Origin of the sequence: Bacillus cereus group sp. MYBK108-1 (assembly GCF_051917185.1) — a bacterium.
Classification (GTDB): Bacteria; Bacillota; Bacilli; order Bacillales; family Bacillaceae_G; genus Bacillus_A; species Bacillus_A cereus.
Genome location: NZ_JBQAHZ010000025.1, coordinates 24,180 through 43,192 on the forward strand (window position 1 = coordinate 24,180; position 19,013 = coordinate 43,192).

Here is a 19,013-nt window from a genome sequence, read left to right on the forward strand (position 1 = left end):
ACTTCCATTATTGCACTCTACCTTTAGAGTTGTTACGATAAAATCAAACTTTAATCATTGGGGTTTTATTCTTCCCCAATGATTATTAACCAATATTATGAGCAACAACTCATAATAATTTATCTACTTCTTTTCAAAGAGGTTTGATGTCTTACTATTATTCCTCAACATCTTCATGAACATGTATTTTGATTTCAATTAAAGAAAGGAATTTTCTATATGACTTATAAAATGATTGTTTTAGATTTAGATGATACTTTATTACGTGATGACCATACTATTTCACCTCGTACGAAAGAAGCGTTAATGACTGCACAAGAGCAAGGTGTAAAGGTTGTACTTGCTTCTGGACGTCCAACGTTTGGTATGCGCAATGTAGCCAAAGAACTTCGCTTAGAAGAATACGGCAGTTTCATTCTATCTTTTAATGGCGCAAAAATTATTAACTGTAAAACAAACGAAGAAATCTTTAGTAGTACGCTATCTCCTGAAATCGTTCACAACCTATTTGAAATTAGTCAAACTGAAGATGTATGGATTCATACTTATATGGGCGATGATATCGTAACGGAAGAAAATAATCCTTATACTGAAATTGAGGGCGATATTACCGGTATGCCAATTGTTGTAGTAGATGACTTTAAAGCCGCAGTTAAAGAGCCTGTAGTAAAAGTATTAATGAATAAAGAGGCTGAACGCCTTGTTGAAGTTGAAAAGAAACTACAAAAACAACTAGAAGGCCAATTAAGCGTGATGCGTTCGAAACCATTCTTCTTAGAATTTACAGAAGCCGGTGTTACAAAAGGAACGAGCTTAAACAAACTGATTCAAAAGCTTGGCATTAAGCGTGAAGAAGTTATCGCAATGGGCGATAGCTATAACGACCAAGCAATGATTGAATTTGCTGGTCTTGGCGTTGCAATGGGCAATGCACCTGATGATATTAAAGAAATTGCGAACTACGTAACAGATACAAATATGAACGATGGTGTTGCAAAAGTTGTAGAGAAATTCGTTTTAAAAACGGATGTACTTGTTTAATATTTTCATTCACAAAACCTATTTGAAGTCAAATACTTCAAATAGGTTTTTATTTAAATTCTCATGCTTTTGTGACTATATTTTGAACTTTGCACTATTCTCGTAGTGTAAACTTTCTTTTTGTATATAATGAAACAAAATAGACTATTTTATTTTGAAAAAGAATACAAATTTACTATATACAAGCATACGTTAAAGGAGGCTACTTTATGTTATCTACACCAATCGGACGATTAAGAGCAATTGGACTAGTTGAGGGTATTTCTTTCCTATTACTATTATTTGTAGCAATGCCATTGAAATATTTTGCAGGATTTGCAACAGCTGTTAAAATTACAGGCATGGCTCATGGTGTTCTATTTATTCTATTCATCTTTGCAGTAATTCAAGTAACAATCGTACACCGTAAATCAATTTTATGGGCACTTGGAGCATTCGTTTCATCAGTTATCCCATTTGGTACTTTTGTACTAGATGCAAAATTAAAGAACGAACAACAATAATAAAAAGGTAGTTAACAACTGTTAACTACCTTTTCTATTTATAAATTTGGAATTTCCCAATCAATTTCTCTTTCGCCCATATTAGCTAAAATCGTATTTATTTTAGAATATGGCTTACTACCAAAGAAACCACGTCTTGCCGATAATGGGCTTGGATGTACAGATTCGATAATATGATGATTCGGATTCGTAATTAACTTCTTCTTCGCCTGCGCATGGCGCCCCCACAATATGAAAACAACTGGCTTTGCACGTTCGTTCAACAGTTCAATCACACGATCTGTGAAGTGCTCCCATCCTTTTCCCTTATGAGAATTTGCTTCGCCTTGACGAACTGTTAATACGGTATTTAGTAGTAATACTCCTTGTTCCGCCCATTTTACTAAATAACCGTTATTCGGGATTTCATAACCATATTCATCTCGAAGTTCTTTATACATATTTAACAATGATGGTGGTGTTTTAACACCAGGTTGTACAGAAAAACTTAAACCATGCGCTTGATTCGGTCCATGATATGGATCTTGTCCTAAAATAACAACCTTTGTATTTTCATAACTTGTATACTGAAGAGCGTTAAAAATATCTTCTACCTTCGGATAAACAACATGCGTGCTGTACTCTTCTGTCAAAAAACTGGATAGAGTACGATAATACTCTTTCTCAAATTCTGGTGCCAATAATGGTCCCCAATCATTCTTTAAAACATTTTCCATACTGTCACTTCCTGTCTAATTAATTCAACATATCCTGTTTTGTAAATACTAAGAACGAAATAATAAGGGAAACAACTGCCCAAACAGTTAAATTCATCAAAGAAAATCCCATTGATAAGCCTTGTAATGCAGGTAATTTTCCTGATAAATAATCCGTTAATGATAAATTCACACTAAAAATATATTTCGCGCCTTCCCAAGATGTTGCGAACGAGCTTAAGATACCGCCTGCAATTAATGCAGCTAGCATAACGCCCATACCAGCTGGTGTATTACGAATTAAAACAGAGACCATAAATGATATAGTTCCGACAACGATAGCAACAAACCAGGCTAGTCCATACGCCATTAAGATGTATTGCCACTGCGGAATAAGATGCACAAAGTTCGTATTTAACGTTTCCTTATCAATGACGAATCCTGTTAAAACAGGTAAATTCCATCCCGAGTATCCAAATACAAGCCCTGATAATATGTAAGCAAACAAACCTACAAGAAACAGTATGAGCGAAATGAAAAATAACATCGTCACGTATTTACTAAGGAGTATTTTCCAGCGCCGAATCGGCCGCGTAAGTAACATCTTCATCGTCCCATCACTTCGTTCTCCTGAAACGATATCAATGGCGACAATCATTACGAGAAGCGGAATAAATAATGTAATTCCTTGTTCAATAAATGCTCTGACAAAAGTCGGTGCACCCGGTGCCATCGGATTAATATCATGATCTAAATAATATTGTTGTTGCTCAACTCTTACCTTTAACCAATCACGCCATTCTTCTGGCAACCTAGAATTGTTCAACCGGTTCTGAGAATCAACAATTTGCTGTTGCAATGAAACCTTCCAATCAGTTGTACCGAGTCTTTTTTGTGTCGTTTCTATTTCACGATACTGCGCGTACACAAAAAGCGGGATCAAGATTGCTAAAATAAGCATGACAACAAAAATACGTTTCTTGCGGTAAATCTTTTCTGATTCATTTAAAACTAGATTCGCAAATTCACGCATGCTGCTCACCCCTTGTGAGTTCAATAAATAAATCTTCTAGCGTAAATACAAGCTCCTTAACGCTATGTACATCTATTTCATTTGCGACAAAGTGTTTATTCCAACTACTTATAGATGCAATATCCATGCGGCATAGTAATCGATCGCCTTCTACACTCACTTCCCTTACTTCTTCGGCCGCTTCTAGCATATCTTTCGCCTTAGAAATCGGTGTAACAATCCATTCTACACGATCACTTGCTGTTTTAATTAATTCTTCAACCTTGGCAACTGTTATCATCTTTCCTTTATGAATAATAGCAACGCGATCGCATATCATTTGCACTTCACTTAGCAAGTGGCTTGAAATAAACACGCTCATATTTTCTTCTTTTACAAGCTTATGTATAAATTCCCTAAGTTCTCTAATCCCTGCTGGATCTAAACCATTCGTTGGTTCATCTAATATGAGCAATTTCGGATTTCCAAGGAGCGCCTGTGCAATTCCAAGGCGTTGTTTCATACCAAGTGAGTACGTTTTTACCTTGTCATGAATTCTTTCATCTAAATGAACCATTTCAGCAATTTCAATAATACGTTCATCTGATATATCACCTAACATACGAGCAAATTGCTTTAAATTTTCCCATCCCGTTAAATATGTATACAACTCTGGGTTTTCAACGATACTCCCAATTTGACGCATCGCTTCTCTGAAATTTTCCTTAATCGAATAACCACCGATAGAAATCGTACCTTCTGTCGCCTTAATCAATCCGACTAACATTCGAATGGTAGTCGTCTTTCCAGCACCATTTGGTCCTAAGAACCCGAACACTTCTCCTTGCTTTACATCAAAGGAAATATTCTCTACAAGAGTCTTCTTTCCAATTACCTTCTTCAAGTCTCGTACAGAAAGTATCGTCGTCATTTTACCCCTCCTTGTTCTAGTTTTAATTTACTTACAACATTTTGAACTAAACGTTCTGCCATATACGTATAACCTACTTCGTTCGGATGAAAATGATCAGAGTATAATAAATCTTTCCCGCGGTTTTGGAATAAATCAAATGTCGGTGTAATATACACATTTTTATTGTTTAGCGCTAATTTCTCTAAAGATGCATTCCAGTCCACAACAATGTTTGAAGACCCTTTTAAATCTTCTACATCTTCAAAAGGATTGTATAAACCAAGCCAAAAAATCGGACTATCTGTATTTAATTTACGAATTTCTTCTATAATTTTCTTTGCTTCATTTTGAAACGTCTCTGTGTCAGGACGATACGTCTCTAAATCTATTTTCCCAAGTGATTCCCAGCCTGGGAACAAATCATTTCCACCAATCGTTAACACAATTACATCTGCTTGCTTAATTGAATATTGAGCGCCATTACTTTCAATTTGTTTTAATAAATCGGGCATTTTTGCACCACTAACTGCTAAATTTGTTAATGCAATTTTTTGCTTATAATCTTTTTGTAAATCCTCTTTCATTCGCCCAACATAGCCAATTCCTTCTTTATCACCAACGCCACGCGTTAATGAATCACCTAAACTAACGATTTGTAACGTTCCCGTTTTCTTTTTCTCTTTTGCCACTACATCGGTCTTTTTAATTAAATTTGAAGCTTTCGGATTTAATACATCATTTACACCTGAAACAAAGCCATATGCAAATAAACAGAAAGATGCAATTGTAATGAGTAGAATTACTTTTACTACTTTTGATCTCATATCAAAACCCCTTTTAGCCCTCATAGATTGTCCATAATTATACCAAACGAAATTTTGAAAAGCGATTTTCACACCTTCTCAATTATGTCGTTTCTCTATCTATTAACTCTGGTAATAACTCTATATGCTTCACATCTAATTTCTCTTCATTAATCTTTTCATATAATAATTCAAACGCTTTTACTCCAACGTTTTTACTAGAATGCGAAATCGTCGTTATACCCAATATATCTGCCACCTCTTGATCATCACACCCGATAATCGTAATATCCTCTGGAATACGAATTCCTTGTTTTTTTGCTTCTGTAACCATCCCCGCTGCAATATGGTTACAAGATACAAGGAACGCCGTCGGTTTTACTGACATATGAGCCCATTCTCTAATTACATTGCGTCCATCTTCCACTGTAAAACATCCCTCAAATTTCCAGGTCTCTAACGATGTTACGATACTCTGTTGAAGCGAATCTTCGTACGCCTTCTTTCGTCTTTGGCTATTAACGCTATTACTTCTTCCAATACAATATCCAATACGTGTATGACCGGCATCTATTAAGCTTTTCATCCCACGTGAAAATACTTTGTAGTAATCGATATGTACACTTGAAATATACTTCGAATCTATTTCTTCACACATAACAATCGGGCCGAATTTCGTATATTCTTCAAGCTTCTCCTTACTATTTGTCCGAGAACAAATAATAACCCCATCAAGCTTTTTCATTTTTAACATATTCAAAATTTCTAGTTCTCTTTCTTCACTATAATTCGTCTGGCAAAGCATCATATTATAATTATTCTTTGCTGTCTCTTTTGATATCCCCTCGATAATAGCGCTATAATATTGATCATTTACGTGTGGCAATAAAACGCCAATTACATTCGTTTTTCCTTTCACTAAATGAATTGCATTCACGTTTTGCGTGTAATTTAATTCTTCTATAATCGCTAAAATTTCTTTTCGTTTCTGTTCATTTACGTACGGATGATTATTTAGTACACGTGAAACAGTTGAAACAGATACTCCAGCAAGTTCAGCAATCTTTCTTATATTTGTCATCTCATTTTCCCCTTCTCACAAAAATTCTTCCTTGACCTGGTAAGCTTTCCACAATATATCCTTTCCTAGCAAATACATTTAGAAAGGATATACAACTATGCTTCGATTCAAATTAGAATATATATTTTTCATTGGCGGTTTACTCATTCTTGCCATCGGTATTAATATGATGACGACAATTACTTCCTTTGGACTTAGCCCTTATGATTCCTTCTTTATTGCACTATATCAAAATTTTGGGATAAGTATTGGTTTTTGGATTTTCATGATTAACTTTGCCTTTACACTTATCGTACTCTTTTGGAATAGAAAACAAATTACAATCGGTACAATTGTAACGATGGTTCTTATTTCTCTTTTTGTTGATTGGATTGGTTCCATTACAACTATTATGGACGCTATCCGCTCTCTTCCAAAATATATAACACTTATTTGCGGAAATCTATTCGTTGGAGCTGGAATTGGTCTTTACGTCTCTACAAACCTTTGTGCAGCGCCTCAAGAAGCTTTCGTTTTAACGGTTGCCGAGAAGAAAAAATGGACGTTTAGAAGAACAGAGATTTCATTAGCCTTTTTATTTTTAACGTTAAGCTTTTTATTAGATGGACCTATCTATTTTGGAACAATCATCTTATCCTTTACAACAGGCTGGATTATCCAAGCATTTATTCAAGTTGGTACGCAGATTTTAAATAGAAAAGAGCCTATTAAGCAAGCTGCTTAATAGGCTCTTTCTGTTTTATGGTAAGAGATACTACTTAGCATCCCCTTCAATTCGATAGTTCGCTTTCAAACAATCTATTTCTTCATACCCTTGCAACGTATGTAGAATATAATCATAATCAGCAAGAGACGCACGATGCGTTACAATTACAATTTCAGCCTTTCCTTTCTCTTCAAGCGGCATTTGAATAATTTTCTCAAAGCTAACTCCGCGCTCAGAGAACAATGAAGTAATTTTTGCAAATACACCAATTTCGTCTTTTACATGCAGTCTTAAAAACTTTTTCACGACAATTTCGTCTGGCTCTTTTAATACTTTTTGATATTGTGGGACTACAGCACTATTTCCTGTTACCCCTAATCTAATATTTTGCATTACAGCAACTAAATCCGAAACAACAGCTGTAGCTGTCGGTAAACTTCCTGCGCCTGGTCCATAAAACATCGTTTCCCCAACTGCTTCACCGTACACATACACAGCGTTATATTCATTTTGTACTGCTGCAAGAGGATGTGTATTTGGAAGTAAAGTTGGTTCAACTGTAACCTCCAATTTTTCACCATCTCGTTTTGCAAGACCGATTAATTTAATTGTATAACCTAAGCTCTTACTGTATTCAATATCTTCCTCTGTAATAGAGGTAATCCCTTTTACTTTCACATCTCCAAGCTCTACATTTGTAGAGAAACCGAGGGTAGCTAAAATCGTCATTTTTCTTGCTGCATCTAAACCTTCTACATCTGATGTTGGATCTGCTTCTGCAAATCCAAGTTGTTGGGCTTCTTTTAACACGTCGTTATATGCTCTCCCTTCGTCTGACATTTTCGTCAAAATAAAATTTGTTGTTCCATTTACAATTCCCATTACTTTCGTAATAAGATCTGAAGAAAGCCCTTCTACGATACTGCGTAAAATTGGAATTCCCCCTGCCACACTCGCCTCATAGAATAAATCAGCCTTATTATCTTTTGCTGTCGCTAATAATTCAGCTCCATGTAATGCCATTAAGTCTTTATTTGCAGTTACAACATGCTTTCCGCTTTTTAAAGCTTGTAAAATATATGATTTTGCATCATCAATGCCACCCATCACTTCAATAACAACATCAATATTTGGATTATCTAAAATTTCATTTGCATCTTGTGTTAATAGAGTAGAAGGTACCTCTACCTCTCTCTCTTTCTCAATGTTTTGCACTAATACTTTCGTTACCTTCACTGGGCAACCTACTTGGTGTATGAGTCGTTCTTGATGATCCGTAATAATACGAACCACACCACTGCCAACTGTCCCAAGACCTAATAACCCAACTTGAATTTCTTTCATAGTACTGTCCACCCCTCAAAAATTGTGTTTAGATGAAATTATATGAGTAAAAAATCTGAAAAACAATGTATTTTGAACATTCGGAAAAATAAAGGTTAATCTTTACAAGGAAAACGTTGCCACGTGTTACACAATCTTTCTTTACAATATATAAGGGGTTTCTTGATACACGTAATAATTCAACCAATTAGAAAACAATAAATTACCATGACTCCTCCACCTAACAAGCGGCTTTTCATCTGGATTATTATGTTTAAAATAGTTTTTTGGCACATCAATATTTAATCCCTTGTCACGATCTCGTTCGTATTCTTGTTTTAACGTCTCACAACTATATTCGCTATGTCCAAGAGCAAACACTTGCCTTCCTTCTGGCCCAATAACAAGGTGAACACCTGCTTCTTCAGAGTTTGCTAACAATGTTAATTCTTTCACTCCTCTAATATCATTCTCTCGTACTTCTGTATGACGAGAATGCGGAGCAAAAAACAATTCATCAAATCCTTGTAATAATTTCACATGTTGCTCGCAAACTTCATGTTCAAATACACCGAACACTTTTTCCTTAAGGGGATACTTTGGAACACCATAATGATAGTACAAGCCAGCCTGTGCCCCCCAGCAAATATGGAGCGTAGATGTTACATTCGTTTTTGAATACTCCATAATATGTTTAAGCTCTTCCCAATAATCTACCTCTTCAAAAGCAAGGGTCTCCACTGGCGCTCCTGTAATAATGAGCCCATCAAACTTTTCATTTTCAATATCACGAAACGTTTTATAAAAGCTTGTTAAATGTTCTTGCGTTACATTACGCGATAGATGTGATTCCATATGAAGCAAATGAACATCTAATTGTAACGGTGTGTTTCCAATTAAGCGAAGTAATTGCGCCTCTGTATCTTGTTTCGTTGGCATTAAATTTAATATAGCAATTTTTAAAGCACGTATATCTTGTGTTTCTGCCCGCTCCTTCGTCATTACAAAAATATTTTCTTTTTGCAACACTTTGCGAGCCGGTAAATCTTTATCAATTATGATCGGCATGTGTTTTGCCTCCAACTAGAGCTGCTTCCAAATCTGCAATAATATCAAAAACATCTTCTATACCAACCGATAAACGAATTAAATCAGATGTAACACCAGCTAAACGCTGATCTTCAGCATTTAATTGTCTATGCGTCGTACTAGCAGGATGTATAACGCAAGTTCGTGCATCAGCTACGTGCGTTACAAGAGTTGCTAGTTTTACATTTGCGATAAATTCTTTTGCTGCTTCTAATCCGCCTTTAATACCGAAAGTTAAAACACCACTAGCACCTTTTTTCAAGTACTGTTGTGCTAATGAGTAATTTTCATTACTATCTAAGCCTGGATAATTCACCCATTCAATACGTTCATGATTAGCAAGCCACTTAGCAACTGCAAGAGCATTTTCGCTATGACGCTCCATTCGTAAATGCAAAGTCTCTAAGCCAATATTGCTAATATATGCATTGAATGGGCTCATACAATTTCCATAATCTCTTAATAGTTGAACACGTGCTTTCACAATATATGCTGCTGCACCAAAGTTTTGAACGTAACTTACACCGTGATAACTTGGATCTGGTTCAACAAGCTCAGGATATTTTCCATTTGTCCAATCAAAGTTTCCACCGTCAATTACAATACCGCCTAAAGAGCTCGCATGCCCATCGATATATTTAGTCGTAGAATGAACAATAATATTTGCCCCATATTCAAACGCTTGGCATAAATAAGGAGTTGCTAATGTATTATCAACGATAAAAGGTACCTCTAATTCTTTAGCGGCAGCTGAAAATTCTTTGAAATTTAAAACATTCATCGCTGGATTTCCTAATGATTCTGCATAGATAAGTTTCGTCTTATCGTTAGCAAGTGCCGTAATTTCATCTGCCGTTAAATTTGGATTAAAGAACGTAACATCAATGCCAAGCTTACGTAAACTCACCCCAAATAAATTAAACGTTCCCCCGTAAACAGTTGAAGAGCAAAGTAAATGGTCTCCACTACTACAAATATTTAAAACTGCGAGCATAATAGCTGCTTGCCCAGAAGCCGTTGCAACAGCTCCTACACCGCCTTCTAAATCTGATAACTTCTGCTCAAATGCTGCTAAAGTAGGGTTTCCAATACGTGTATAAATATATCCTTCTGCCTCTAAGTTAAATAGAGCTGCTAAATCATCCGAAGTATCGTATTTATACGTTGTGCTTTGATAAAGTGGTAAAACACGTGGTTCACCATTCTTTGGCGTATAGCCACCTTGCACACAAATTGTTCCTTTTCCCCATGATTCTCCCATCTCTCATTCTCCTTTCTTTTATACAAAATAAAAAACTGCCCCTTTCCTGAAAACAAGAAAGGAGCAGTTTGAAAACACGCTCTAAAGGCTCTTTCTTATCTCTCAGGATTACTACCTGCAGGATTTGGCACAATTCCGTTATACGGCTGTTGCCAAGGTTTCATCGGGCCTGTCCCTCCACCTTTTCTTGATAAGACTATGCAATTACCGTTGATTTTATAGCAATAATTTCCTAATGTCAAACAGTTTTTCTGAATGTTCTAAAATAAATGTTAACAGTTTCATATAAAGCAACAAAAGAAATATATTCTAGTCTATTTCAAAAAAGACCTTTAAAAACCTCAAATCAGTCTATAAAATTAAATAAGTAATTTAACCTATAAATTCAAATTCCCCAAAAGTTAGCCTATATGTTGAATAGGCCATCTTTTCAAAAAGATACTATATATATTCAATCCATTTTTCACTAGTATATTTCACTTTTTTCCCTACTAAGATTTACATAACGGAGGTATAACATGACAAATAAAAAAGATATGCATTACATACTTGCTCTATATGGCATTCTTCTAGGATCTATAGTAGGAGCTACAGTCTGGTTATTTTTAGTCACAATAAATATTGGAATCCACTTTATTTGGGGATACTTGCCTGAAGTTCTCTCTTTTCCCTCTTATTACACCCTTTGCGTAACAATAATTGGCGGGGTCCTTGTTGGTCTATCACAAAAACATTTCGGTACATACCCACGCCTTATGCCTGAAGTAATGGCTGAATATAAAAAAACTGGTCGAATCGAATATCGCTTTGTCCATCGGGCTACTTTAACAGCGATTATTGTTTTAATTTTCGGTGCTAGTCTTGGTCCAGAAGCCGCACTAGTTGGAATTATAGGCGGACTGTGCACATGGGTAGGGGATCGCTTTAAATTTGCCTTAAAGGGTATGAATGAGCTAACCGAGATCGGAATTGGCGCTACTTTAAGTGTCATTTTTAACGCACCATTATTCGGTTATTTAGCACCAAATGAAAATGAGGGGGAAGAAATTGCTGCTTTTTCTAAAGGAAAAAAAGCGATTGTATACTTAGCTACTACTTTCGCAGGTTTTTCTGTTTATTTACTACTGAGTAAACTTGATAATCGTGGATCCTTTATTGTTGATTTCGGGGAAGGTACACTTTCTTTCAATGAATGGATTGCATTTCTTCCACTTGCTAGTATCGGTGCTATAGTTGGTTTCTTTTATTTCAAGTTAGAATTCACATTAGAAAAGTTAATTCACCCTTTTAGAGAATACAAGCTGACACTCGGAATTATCGGTGGTATTTTATTAGGAATTGCGGGAACCTTTCTTCCGTACACATTATTTTCAGGGGAACATCAATTAAAAGAATTAGTTGTTGAATGGAGCCATTTATCTTTTTGGATACTACTTCTTTCAGGGATTTTAAAGTTGTGCATTACTGCCGTTTGTTTGAGCACAGGGTGGCGAGGTGGACATATCTTCCCAATTATATTTTCTGGGTCAAGTATCGGATACGCTGTAGCATCTATTCTTCCTATAGATCCAGTAGCATCTGTTGCCATCGTAACAACAGCAATTTCAAGCTATGCGTTACGAAAGCCAATAGCTATAACATTACTATTACTTATGTTTTTCCCGCTTAATTTACTATTGCCCATGCTTGGTGCAGCTGCTATCGGGAATGCCTTTCCACTCCCAAAACATAACGAAAATAAAAATTAATAAAAATAGGCAGTGGGGACGAAAGCTCCACTGCCTATTTTTTTATTACACATGCTGCTTCAATAACGCTTCTAACTCCTCAAAATTATGCACTTCATATGTCGGTATAATCCCACTATCATTTAATTTCCTTTCTGGATTAAACCAACAAGTATCAATTCCCGCTACATATCCACCTTTAATATCAGCGCTTAATGAATCACCAATAATCAGCCCTTCTTCAGGTGCAAAGTTAGGAATCCGTTCAAAAACATAATCAAAATACTCTTTCATCGGTTTTTGAAAACCTGTATCTTCCGAAACAAAGACATCTTTAAATAATGAATGTAACCCTGCATTGCGCAAACGTTTATCTTGCGTCTTAGAAACACCATTTGTCACTATATACAATTCATACTCCCCTTGAATTTGATTTATAAATTCAAATGCACCTTGCATGAGTTGATTTCCTTCTTCTAAGTAGTTACGGTAATTATTTTCGAATAATATTCCATCTACTTCTTCTCCATACTCTTTAAACAACAGAGAGAATCGTGTATTTACAACTTCATTGCGTGATAGTTCACCTTTTTCAAAAGCATCCCAAAGACCTTTATTTATTTTTTTATAACGAGCCTCTATCTCGTCTGTTAAAGGGATTCCCTTCTCTTCAAAAAGTACCCGTAAAGCCACTTTTTCAGCCTTTTGGAAGTCTAGTAATGTATCATCTACATCAAATAACAATGTTTTATATTTTTTCATAAATTCATCACACTCTCTTTTCTACAAAAACAAATTTACATAAATCGTATCATTCCTTCTTGTAAAGATAATAGGAGATATCTCATACTATACATAGGGGTGAAAATATGAAAATCAGCAAAAATGAGGAAGAAATTTATCAATACATGCGAATCCATCAATTCCATACCCTATTTTCATTTCATGTCTTGCCATATGTAGAGCTGCATTCTTTTCAAACGAAAGAGATGATATGTAGTGAAGGAAATGCTCTCCCTTATCTCTATTACTTAATTTCTGGGAGAGCCAAAATATATATGAGTCATAAAAACGGGAAGGTTTCATTAATTAATTTTATTCAAGCACCATCTTTTATCGGGGAATTAGGATTAATAGGGGTAGAAAATATTACTAAGTCCGTTGAAGTACTAGAAGATTGTGTGTGTTTGGCACTTCCTCTTAAAGATTGTCAGCAACTTTTATTACAAGATGCAACGTTTTTACAGCACTTATGTAAATTTATTGGAGAAAAGACAATTACTCGCACTGAAAATTACGCAAAAAACTATAGTTATCCTTTTGAAAATCGATTAGCTGCTTTTATTTTATTAACAGAGCAAAATAATTGTTATATAGAAAAGCATACCGAGGCCTCGGAATATTTAAATGTCAGCTACCGTCATCTTTTATATGTATTAAATCAGTTTTGCCAACAAAATTATTTAAGAAAAGAAGGCCGAACATATTATATACAAGATCGAAATACATTAGAAAAACTTGCTGATGAACTAAAAATATAAAAAAACAGCATTAACATATAAACGTTAATGCTGTTTTTTCGAGTGACGAGTATAATTTTAATTAAAATTTACTTGCTACTTTAGCTGCTTCTTCAAGACCTGCAGCGATGATTTCTTCTGCTTTATCTGGGAATTGGTTATGCCCTTCAATAACTACTGTTTCCATGTTTGTTGCGCCGAAGAAGCCCATCATACTTGCTACATATTTAACAGCCATTTCTACCTCAGCTGCTGGCCCTTCTGAATATACGCCGCCTCGTGCATTTAATAATGCAATCTTCTTATCTCCGATTAGGCCAACTGGACCCTCTGGCGTATATTTGAACGTTTTACCAGCACGGTTTAAATAATCAATATATGTGTGCAATACTGCTGGAATCGTTAAGTTCCATAATGGGAAGCCGAAAACAACTTTATCAGCTTCTAGGAATTGATTTAAATACTTATCAGCAACTGCTACTGCTTTTGCTTCTTCTTCTGTTAAATCAAATCCTTTACCTACCTTGAATGTACCATTGATCATGTCTACGCCTACGTATGGTAATTCTTCTTTATATAAATCAAGTTCTACTACTGTATCATTTGGGTGTGCTTCTTTATAGTTTGCTAAAAATGCCTCATATAATTTTACACTAACTGCTTGTTCCGCTGGACGGTTATTTGCTTTAACGAATAAAACTGTTGCCATTATTTATTCCTCCTAGTACTCACTCTTATGTTGTTATATGCTTTCAAAAAAGGTATCCCTTGTAATTGTTGTTTTGTTGCTTACAAACATATTTTATCTTTATATAAAGACAATTTCGTCCTCACATAGACGTATTTTTCCATAAAAAAAGTCCACCTTCTAAAGGCGAACTTGGTCTTACGACTTTCGTCTTATACAATTCCATTTTTAACTGCATATAATGCCGCTTGCGTACGATCAGATAAATTCAACTTACTCAAAATACTACTTACATGCGCCTTAACCGTCTTTTCTGTAATAACTAAAACAGATGCAATTTCCTTATTGCTCATCCCTTTCGCTAATAGCTGCAATACTTCATTTTCTCTCGCTGTTAGCACATCCACTTGAATAAAAGGTTCTTCTTCCTTTTCTTCTACAGGTAATGTTTGAGAGAGAAGAGCATTTGCTATATCCGGATGTAATTGAATATTACCTTTATATGCGCTTCGAATAGCCTCAACAAGCTGATCTGGTTCTACATCTTTTAAAATATACCCACTTGCTCCAGCCCTTAATGCAGGTAACACATGCGCCTGATCAGAAAAGCTAGTTAATACAATTACTTTCACATTTGGATACTCTTTTTTTATATATGCCGTCGCCTCAACACCATCCATTTCAGGCATATATAAATCCATTAATATAACATCGGGATTTGTTTCTCCTACTTTCACTAACGCCTCTTTCCCATTATTCGCTTCTCCAACTAACTCTAAATCTTCCTGTGTACTTAAGAAAAATGCTAATCCTTTTAAAACGACTGTATGATCATCAACTAACAATACTTTTATTTTCACAAACTTCCCTCATTTTCACATCATAATGGTACATTTACTTTTACGCTCGTTCGTTTATTACTACTTACAATTTTAATTGTTCCACCAACTAATTCTACTCTTTCACGCATCGTAGTCATACCTAGTGATTTCTTTTCTTTTATATTCTTTTCCACAAAGCCCTTTCCTTGATCAACTATTTCTAATGATACATTTTTCTCATTCACTGTAAAATAAATCGTCGCTTCTTTTACACCTGCATGCTTACTTACATTGTTCAGTGCTTCTTGGCCTATGCGCCACAAAGCTTCTTCTACTACACGAGGTAAATCACGAACACCCGTAACTTGCTCCCTAATTTTCAGTCCCAAATTTTCACCGTACTGCTTTAGAGCTGGCAATAATCCTTTTTCTAATCCTGCCGGACGAAGCTGCCAAATTAATGTCCTCATTTCTTTCAAAGCTCCTTGCGCAAGTTCACGCATCTCATGCAAAGATTGATCTACCTTTTCATTTTTACCTTTTAAAACTGCCTCGGCGCCTTTTGTCATGAAGGTTAATGAAAATAATTTTTGCGAAACAGAATCATGTAAATCTCTTGCTAACCGATTTCTTTCTTCCATTCGTACAAGTTCACGGCGCTGCTCGTTTAACCTCAAATTCTCTATTATTAACGAAACATGGTTCGATAATGCTTGAATTACATCTATTGTATTAGCATCAAACTCTCCATTATTCAAACTAACACATAAAACACCAAATATATGGTTTTGAATATGTATTGGTGTAGCAATAACAGCTCGATTTAGATGTACATTATGTCCTATTTGATGTTTTATTAGAACTGGTTCATCTTGTTCTAACGCCTTCTTGGCCGCCTCTTTTACATCCTCTTGTAACTCTTCCTGAACGTAAGACGCTCGCAGAGATAATTCTTTTTCCTCCCTAATAAAAAGCGCTACTTGATTCCATTGAAATACTTCACCTACGTGATTTACCACCTTTTCAGGTAGTACATTAAACTTATGAATCATTTTTAAATCTTGAATGAAACGCTCTAATTTCACATAATAATGTGCTCTTCTCTTTTCATTTTCATATAATTTTGTTCGCTTTAAAGCCGTACCAATTTGGAAGGCAACCGATTGGAGTAATACTAATTCTTCTTCTGAAAAATGTGTTTTACCCGGACTTGCAACATTTAACACCCCAAATTTTTCTCCCCCAGCTTTTAAAGGAACCGTAGCATGATGAAGAATGCCCTCCGTATCCCCCCAATTATATTCAATTGCATTATTAATTCTTTTACATTCAATAATATTAACGGCTCTCTCTAATTTTCCATCTACAAAACCTCGTAAACACCAACATTCACCTTCGCACATCGGGCGTTTATTTTCATATGTAAGTGCCTCTGGTAATTGATAATCAATTAACTTCGTATACTTCCCATTTTCATCCGCAAGAAAAATCCATCCTGTCGTTAAACCTGTTACACTTAGCAATTTCTCGAGGACAGCTTGCAATACATGATATGTATCATTTGATGTATTTAATGTTTCTGCAATTTCCTTTAATATAACTAATTCATTCGTACGATTATCTCGAAACATACTCATTCTCCTGCATACAAGATTTTAAATAGCTCTTAAAATAAATCATCTACTTTTCACTTTGTACTTATTCGTAACATTGATATAATGGTGAAAACATAGTTTTCATTATATCACTCGAGGGGGCTTTCATAATGACATTAAATAAAGCACTTACTATCGCTGGTTCTGACACAAGTGGCGGTGCTGGTATACAAGCAGATTTAAAAACATTCCAAGAACTGGGCGTATACGGAATGACATCTCTTACAACAATCGTAACGATGGATCCACATAACGGTTGGGCACATAACGTATTTCCAATCCCAGCTTCTACATTAAAACCACAATTAGAAACAACAATTGAAGGTGTTGGCGTAGACGCTTTAAAAACAGGTATGCTTGGATCAGTAGAAATTATTGAAATGGTTGCAGAAACAATCGAAAAGCACAATTTCAAAAATGTAGTAGTTGACCCTGTTATGGTATGTAAAGGTGCAGATGAAGCATTACACCCTGAAACGAACGATTGCTTACGTGACGTTCTTGTGCCAAAGGCATTAGTTGTAACGCCAAACTTATTTGAAGCTTACCAATTAAGCGGTGTGAAAATTAATTCTCTTGAGGACATGAAAGAAGCAGCGAAGAAAATCCACGCTTTAGGTCCCAAATACGTACTAATTAAAGGCGGAAGCAAACTTGGTACGGAAACTGCAATCGACGTCCTATATGATGGAGAAACATTCGAACTTCTAGAATCAGAAAAAATCGATACAACCAATACACACGGTGCAGGTTGTACATATTCTGCTGCAATTACAGCAGAACTTGCAAAAGGAAAACCTGTGAAAGAAGCAGTAAAAACTGCTAAAGAATTCATAACAGCTGCTATTCGTTACTCATTCAAAATTAACGAATACGTAGGTCCAACTCACCATGGTGCATATCGTAAATTCGTTGTATCAAAAGAACTTGTCTAATATATAAATAAAAACACTCACAAGGTTCATACATTGCCTCTGTGAGTGTTTTTTATAAGCTTTATGTCTTCCGGTCATCTTATCTTTAAGATGCAGAGCTGACCTTATTTCTACCATTTCGTTTCGAGTAGTATAACGCATCATCCGCCGCTTGAATAAATTGCTCTGATGCCCCTTCATACTCTGAAACCCCTACCGAAACTGTAATTTTTATTTTTGTTCCATCTAACAATTCAAATGAATGTTTTTCAACAGCTATACGAGTTTGTTCCCCAACATGAATTCCATAAGCTATTCCTTTCCTTGGTATCAAAAGCGCAAACTCCTCTCCACCCTTTCGAAAAACCAAATCCGGAAATACTGACATTTCTCGCAAAATATGCCCTACTTGTTTTAACACTTCGTCTCCCGCTGGGTGCCCATACGTATCATTTACATGCTTAAAATGGTCAATATCTATAAGTAGTAAACAAAGTGAATCGTTTTTCAAGTGTTTATTACTAATATGACGATTCATCTCTAAATCAAACTGTCTTACGTTTCCTAGACCTGTCAATGCATCTATCGTTGCGTATTGCTTCATCGTTTGAAATAGCTCATTGGATTGTAAAACATAATTTGCACTTATGAATGTTATGTAACCTGTAATAATACTAGAAATTAAATATAATCCCACTATGTGGATCTCTTTAATTAACCATATATATAACGCTGGGATTAGAATAGATAAAATATATGCGTGTAACCATACCCACTTTTCCCCTAAAGAAAGCTTCATACGCGAAATAAAGATACTCCCTATTCCTATCGCAATGATTGTATAAAAGGCCACTTGAGAAGCTAATGAATAATCCATAAACAACAGTCTAGTTACTAAAATCATAATAATTGTTATGGTACTCGCTATCGGCCCTCCAATAATAACAGCTAGAATAACAGCTAAGTAGCGTAAATCCAATAGGATGGTACCAACACGAACACCGAAATACATTAGTAATATACCTAGTATCCCAGTAAAAATGCCTACTACACATTTCTGCCCAAAAGAGAATCCTTCTTTTAACGGCTTATCTCTTAAAAGCTGACCTCCAACAAAAATAAAGGAAAGAATAATTGTTGTATTTACAAATAAGTCCCTTAACATAAAATGATCTCCTTACTTTTCTATCTATCCCTTTCCTTACTTTATTGTATACGAAATCCCTATAATTCCCAAAGTTTTTATTTATTTTTTGCTGTT

19 protein-coding genes and 1 riboswitch are annotated in these 19,013 nt (G+C 35.4%); of the genes, 6 read left to right on the forward strand and 13 right to left on the reverse strand.

Features of this window, described 5'->3' with window-relative positions; translation table 11 throughout:
- The first annotated feature begins 219 nt into the window (after nt 1-219).
- Both ACTFSL_RS25115 and ACTFSL_RS25120 read left to right on the forward strand, forming a co-directional pair.
- Entirely contained in the window at nt 220-1,041 is an 822-nt protein-coding gene (locus ACTFSL_RS25115) for a Cof-type HAD-IIB family hydrolase (protein WP_000221395.1), read from the forward strand.
- Between the two features lie 209 nt (nt 1,042-1,250).
- Nucleotides 1,251-1,544: a DUF3817 domain-containing protein gene (locus ACTFSL_RS25120; RefSeq protein ID WP_000953396.1), complete on the forward strand. Its 294-nt coding sequence runs from the start codon at nt 1,251-1,253 to the stop codon at nt 1,542-1,544.
- Between the two features lie 38 nt (nt 1,545-1,582).
- Here ACTFSL_RS25120 and ACTFSL_RS25125 read toward each other — a convergent pair whose 3' ends face one another.
- From ACTFSL_RS25125 to ACTFSL_RS25145, 5 genes are read right to left on the reverse strand one after another with little or no spacing between them, the layout of a single operon-like run.
- Nucleotides 1,583-2,260 carry a uracil-DNA glycosylase gene (locus tag ACTFSL_RS25125; RefSeq protein ID WP_440042581.1) on the reverse strand — a complete coding sequence of 226 codons (678 nt, stop codon included), beginning with the start codon at nt 2,258-2,260 and terminating at the stop codon, nt 1,583-1,585.
- A 19-nt stretch (nt 2,261-2,279) separates the two neighbouring features.
- Nucleotides 2,280-3,272 carry an ABC transporter permease subunit gene (locus ACTFSL_RS25130; protein WP_001206475.1) on the reverse strand — a complete coding sequence of 331 codons (993 nt, stop codon included), beginning with the start codon at nt 3,270-3,272 and terminating at the stop codon, nt 2,280-2,282.
- Nucleotides 3,265-4,182 carry an ABC transporter ATP-binding protein gene (locus ACTFSL_RS25135; RefSeq protein ID WP_000207717.1) on the reverse strand — a complete coding sequence of 306 codons (918 nt, stop codon included), beginning with the start codon at nt 4,180-4,182 and terminating at the stop codon, nt 3,265-3,267. Before ACTFSL_RS25135 ends, ACTFSL_RS25130 begins: the two co-directional genes overlap by 8 nt.
- Entirely contained in the window at nt 4,179-5,060 is an 882-nt protein-coding gene (locus ACTFSL_RS25140) for an SGNH/GDSL hydrolase family protein (protein ID WP_002184098.1), read from the reverse strand. The genes ACTFSL_RS25135 and ACTFSL_RS25140 overlap by 4 nt, the downstream gene beginning before the upstream one ends.
- Nucleotides 5,061-5,070: 10 nt before the next feature.
- Nucleotides 5,071-6,048 carry a LacI family DNA-binding transcriptional regulator gene (locus tag ACTFSL_RS25145; protein WP_000181977.1) on the reverse strand — a complete coding sequence of 326 codons (978 nt, stop codon included), beginning with the start codon at nt 6,046-6,048 and terminating at the stop codon, nt 5,071-5,073.
- Nucleotides 6,049-6,145: 97 nt separating this feature from the next.
- Here ACTFSL_RS25145 and ACTFSL_RS25150 point away from each other — a divergent pair, with 97 nt between their 5' ends.
- Nucleotides 6,146-6,772 carry a YczE/YyaS/YitT family protein gene (locus tag ACTFSL_RS25150; RefSeq protein WP_000943416.1) on the forward strand — a complete coding sequence of 209 codons (627 nt, stop codon included), beginning with the start codon at nt 6,146-6,148 and terminating at the stop codon, nt 6,770-6,772.
- A 30-nt stretch (nt 6,773-6,802) separates the two neighbouring features.
- Here ACTFSL_RS25150 and ACTFSL_RS25155 read toward each other — a convergent pair whose 3' ends face one another.
- From ACTFSL_RS25155 to ACTFSL_RS25165, 3 genes are all read right to left on the reverse strand, one after another.
- The gene (locus ACTFSL_RS25155) at nt 6,803-8,098 is read right to left on the reverse strand and encodes a homoserine dehydrogenase (protein ID WP_000659109.1); all 1,296 of its coding nucleotides are present in this window, start codon (nt 8,096-8,098) and stop codon (nt 6,803-6,805) included.
- 141 nt (nt 8,099-8,239) lie between these two features.
- Entirely contained in the window at nt 8,240-9,145 is a 906-nt protein-coding gene (metA, locus tag ACTFSL_RS25160; RefSeq protein WP_001121540.1) for a homoserine O-acetyltransferase MetA, read from the reverse strand.
- A complete protein-coding gene (locus ACTFSL_RS25165) occupies nt 9,129-10,427 on the reverse strand; it encodes a bifunctional O-acetylhomoserine aminocarboxypropyltransferase/cysteine synthase (RefSeq protein WP_440042582.1) in 1,299 nt (432 codons plus the stop codon). Before ACTFSL_RS25165 ends, metA begins: the two co-directional genes overlap by 17 nt.
- Before the next feature lie 92 nt (nt 10,428-10,519).
- Nucleotides 10,520-10,624: riboswitch (SAM riboswitch) on the reverse strand.
- A 321-nt stretch (nt 10,625-10,945) separates the two neighbouring features.
- Here ACTFSL_RS25165 and ACTFSL_RS25170 point away from each other — a divergent pair.
- Nucleotides 10,946-12,175: a chloride channel protein gene (locus tag ACTFSL_RS25170; RefSeq protein ID WP_440042584.1), complete on the forward strand. Its 1,230-nt coding sequence runs from the start codon at nt 10,946-10,948 to the stop codon at nt 12,173-12,175.
- Between the two features lie 45 nt (nt 12,176-12,220).
- Here ACTFSL_RS25170 and ACTFSL_RS25175 read toward each other — a convergent pair whose 3' ends face one another.
- A complete protein-coding gene (locus ACTFSL_RS25175) occupies nt 12,221-12,916 on the reverse strand; it encodes a YjjG family noncanonical pyrimidine nucleotidase (RefSeq protein WP_000760188.1) in 696 nt (231 codons plus the stop codon).
- Nucleotides 12,917-13,023: 107 nt separating this feature from the next.
- Here ACTFSL_RS25175 and ACTFSL_RS25180 point away from each other — a divergent pair, with 107 nt between their 5' ends.
- A complete protein-coding gene (locus ACTFSL_RS25180; RefSeq protein ID WP_000703327.1) occupies nt 13,024-13,695 on the forward strand; it encodes a transcriptional regulator YeiL in 672 nt (223 codons plus the stop codon).
- A gap of 61 nt (nt 13,696-13,756) precedes the next feature.
- Here ACTFSL_RS25180 and ACTFSL_RS25185 read toward each other — a convergent pair whose 3' ends face one another.
- The 3 genes from ACTFSL_RS25185 to ACTFSL_RS25195 form a co-directional block, all read right to left on the reverse strand.
- On the reverse strand, nt 13,757-14,383 hold the full coding sequence (locus ACTFSL_RS25185; protein ID WP_000246735.1) for an FMN-dependent NADH-azoreductase: 627 nt from the start codon (nt 14,381-14,383) through the stop codon (nt 13,757-13,759).
- 191 nt (nt 14,384-14,574) lie between these two features.
- Nucleotides 14,575-15,222 (reverse strand): response regulator, encoded by a 648-nt coding sequence (locus ACTFSL_RS25190; RefSeq protein ID WP_242308455.1) that lies wholly within the window; start codon nt 15,220-15,222, stop codon nt 14,575-14,577.
- A gap of 20 nt (nt 15,223-15,242) precedes the next feature.
- Nucleotides 15,243-16,814 (reverse strand): GAF domain-containing sensor histidine kinase, encoded by a 1,572-nt coding sequence (locus tag ACTFSL_RS25195; RefSeq protein WP_000488138.1) that lies wholly within the window; start codon nt 16,812-16,814, stop codon nt 15,243-15,245.
- Nucleotides 16,815-16,948: 134 nt separating this feature from the next.
- Here ACTFSL_RS25195 and pdxK point away from each other — a divergent pair, with 134 nt between their 5' ends.
- A complete protein-coding gene (pdxK, locus tag ACTFSL_RS25200) occupies nt 16,949-17,773 on the forward strand; it encodes a pyridoxine/pyridoxal/pyridoxamine kinase (RefSeq protein ID WP_000174260.1) in 825 nt (274 codons plus the stop codon).
- Nucleotides 17,774-17,858: 85 nt separating this feature from the next.
- On the opposite strand, the gene ACTFSL_RS25205 is transcribed toward pdxK, so the two are convergent.
- Nucleotides 17,859-18,917 carry a GGDEF domain-containing protein gene (locus tag ACTFSL_RS25205; RefSeq protein ID WP_440042586.1) on the reverse strand — a complete coding sequence of 353 codons (1,059 nt, stop codon included), beginning with the start codon at nt 18,915-18,917 and terminating at the stop codon, nt 17,859-17,861.
- Nucleotides 18,918-19,013: the final 96 nt, after the last annotated feature.